At 43.2% G+C, this 3034-nt stretch carries 2 protein-coding genes and 2 pseudogenes; 2 read left to right on the plus strand and 2 right to left on the minus strand.

Annotated features, from left to right (window positions below):
* Positions 1-377 (minus strand): annotated as a pseudogene (locus EWV84_RS09980) (DUF4351 domain-containing protein); the annotation flags it as partial.
* Between the two features lie 150 nt (positions 378-527).
* Between EWV84_RS09980 and EWV84_RS09985 the strand changes: the two are divergent.
* Positions 528-2234: a potassium channel family protein gene (locus tag EWV84_RS09985; protein ID WP_287077868.1), complete on the plus strand. Its 1707-nt coding sequence runs from the start codon at positions 528-530 to the stop codon at positions 2232-2234.
* Positions 2231-2485, plus strand: a complete 255-nt coding sequence (locus tag EWV84_RS09990; protein WP_158200201.1) for a hypothetical protein — start codon at positions 2231-2233, stop codon at positions 2483-2485. The genes EWV84_RS09985 and EWV84_RS09990 overlap by 4 nt, the downstream gene beginning before the upstream one ends.
* 102 nt (positions 2486-2587) lie before the next feature.
* On the opposite strand, the pseudogene EWV84_RS09995 reads toward EWV84_RS09990, so the two are convergent.
* A pseudogene (locus EWV84_RS09995) lies at positions 2588-2920 on the minus strand (Uma2 family endonuclease); the annotation flags it as partial.
* Between the last annotated feature and the right edge of the window lie 114 nt (positions 2921-3034).

Genomic DNA, 3034 nt, shown 5'->3' on the forward strand with positions numbered 1-3034 from the left:
GAAAAAGCAGTTATAATTCTTTGACTGGCAGTAGGAGTTAGTATCCATAGTCTGGGAATATTTTCTGCTAATAAGGGTTGTTGATGACGGTGAGCTTCTCTTTGTAATTGTTCCCGCACCGTTAACAGTTTAGATAAACAGGCAATAATGCCCTCAATCGTGACTGGATTGCGATAGGGTTCCAATAAACAAGGGGTTTGAGCTAATCGGCCTAATAAACCTAATTCGGGCGGTATTTCTGGGGAAGTCGGTCGAAAATACACATCGATTTCTTGAGTTTCTGCCGTCACATCAAGGCTAGTTTTCACGTCACCGGAAGATGAGAGAAAGGTTTCGAGGTAATCTTTACTAAATTTGTCCCAAAGAAAGCGAGTCAAGGCTGAAGTGATTCAATCGATGATCAGGGTTATTTTATCATTTTAAAAGCCTGATTGGAAAAATTAGCAGCATTGCAGCTTTAGTTACAGATTTTTCCTAGTTTTTGCGCTAAAACTGAAAGGTTAATCAGCAAAAAACGCGCTCGACGAATGAAACCGCAAATCATCGTCTGTGGATTAGGTCGCACCGGTTATAAAATCTTTTGTTTACTCAAACAACAATCTGCGGCAGTAGTAGCGATTAGCGATCGCCAAATGGTCTGCGAATACCAGTCTGATATTATCATCGGCGATCCCTGCTCTCCTAAAACTCTCCTGCAAGCTGGCCTTCCAGATGCAGAAACCCTAGTTTTGGCCATTGATAACGACGCACTCAATCTGGAAATTCTCACCCGCGCAAGGATAATTAACCCGAAAATTCGGATAGTTAACCGACTATTTAACGAAACTTTAGGAGAAAGACTCGATCAAACCCTACCTGCTCACGTTAGCATGAGCGTTGCTTCCCTAGCGGCTCCGATCTTTTCCTTTGCTGCCCTTGGTAATAAAGCTATCGGTCAATTACAGCTATTCGATCGCCTTTGGCCAATTCAAGAGATAATTATCGAGGAAAATCATCCTTGGTGGGGATTACCCCTCTACGAACTTTGGGACGATCCGGCCCGGATGTTAATCTATTATCTCCCCGCTCACGACGAAATTGATCTGGTTTCAGCAGTTCTTTTAGGCAAAAAACTCGGAACTGGCGATCATCTTATTATCGGCAATAAACCGACAATTAGGGCAAAACAGCGTTTTAAACTGCAAAAGTGGCTGAGAAATCTGCTCAATCTGCGTCCCTATCAGCACTATGTCCAACCGGTAATTCTTGTCACCCTTTCCCTCTTGGGGATGATTTCCCTTGCTACCGTTACCTATCTCAGCGTTAATCAAAAAATTTCCCTCGTCGATTCCCTCTATTTCTCCGTCGGGATGATTACCGGCGCCGGAGGTAACGAAAAAGTGGCCGAATCTACCCCCGATAGTATCAAAATTTTTACCGTGGTCATGATGATTGTCGGTGCAGGGGTTATCGGTATCTGTTATGCTCTCCTTAACGATTTTATCCTCGGTAGTCGCTTTAAACAGTTTTGGGATGCTACCCGCATTCCCGTCCGCAATCATCACATTATCTGTGGTTTAGGAGGTATCGGCACCCGGATCGTGCGACAATTGCACGAGCAAGGCTGTGAAGTGGTGGTGATCGAATCGGACCCCAATAATCGATTTTTGCATTCCGTGCGCTCCTGGGGAATCCCCGTTATCATCGAGGATGCGCGTCTAGTGGCTACCCTAGAAACCGCTAATATTAACAACGCCGAATCTTTGATCGTGGTTACTTACGAGGATATGATTAATGTGGAGATTGCTCTCACTGCTAAAGCGATCGCTCCTAAAATTAATCTAGTTTTACGCTGCTCTCAGGAACAATTCGGGCGATCGATTCAAGAAGTTTTTGATTTTGATACGGTATTATGTCCCCGGGATCTGGCTACCTATTCCTTTGCTGCGGCCGCTTTGGGCGGTAGAATTCTCGGTAATGGCATGACCGATGATCTCCTCTGGGTTGCTTTGGCTACATTAATCACACCGAATCATCCTTTTATGGGGCAAATTGTCAAGGAAGCGGCGATGAATGCCGATTTTGTGCCACTTTACTTAGAAAAACAAGGTCAAACTATCCACGGTTGGCAATTACTGGAAATTACTCTCGATCAAGGTGATATTCTTTATCTAACTATGCCGGCTATGCGTTTACAACAGGTTTGGCAAAATACTTCCCTAACTATTCCCCAATCTTTCCCCGATTTAAAATGATTTCTGGTCTTAATTATCTGAGCAAAGCTAGTTATCGCTGTATCTTGAGTTTAGGCAGTGCTGGCAGTATTTTAAGTCTCGCTAGTGCCAGCAGCATTTTAAGTCTGGTTAGTATCGGCAGTATGCTCAGTATTGGTAGTGTTGGCAGTATTCTCAGTATTGGCAGTGTCGGCAGTATTCTCAGTATTGGCAGTGTCGGCAGTATATTTGGCATTTTTCAATATCATTCTCTGCCTAACCATCCTCAATAAATGTAGCGCTTCTTTGTCGATGGCGGTTTTTTGAGTTTAAACTGTTAGGCGATCGCTTTTTATGCAAACAGAATAGAAAGGGTATTAATCGGATTAAGCGATTTATGAGGCTGCCGCAAAACTAACACGACGATAAATTTCTAGCAAGGGAAGTTCAAGGTTTAAACTCTCCAGAGGGATTATTTGACTAAGTTGATCGTAGGTTTGTAATTGCCAGCGAGCGCTCTGTGGGAGTCTGAAATATTGCTCAATGTAGGGTTCAGTTTGACTAACGAGCAGATATTCACAAAAACTTGGCAGGGAACGATATTTTCTAAATTTATCACCTCGATCATAGGCTTCCGTGGCGGGGGAAAGCACCTCTACAATAAATAAAGGATTAAGAATTTCGTCTTTGCGATCGCTGTTAAATTCCAGTTCATGGTTAACGATCATCGAAAATTTTGGGTCTGAAACCCCGTCGTTCTACGACGGCTTTACCGTTAAATACTAGCGCATTTACCAAATATATGCTAAAATGTGAGACATGGAAAAAGCCTATTCGTTTCG

It is taken from the genome of Microcystis sp. M_QC_C_20170808_M3Col, from assembly GCF_007095505.1.
Classification (GTDB): Bacteria; Cyanobacteriota; Cyanobacteriia; order Cyanobacteriales; family Microcystaceae; genus Microcystis.

What these genes read in the sequence shown, in the direction of transcription:
- EWV84_RS09985 (WP_287077868.1), top strand. Translation starts at nt 528, where the DNA reads ATGAAACCGCAAATCATCGTCTGTGGATTAGGTCGCACCGGTTATAAA.
- EWV84_RS09990 (WP_158200201.1), top strand. Translation starts at nt 2,231, where the DNA reads ATGATTTCTGGTCTTAATTATCTGAGCAAAGCTAGTTATCGCTGTATC.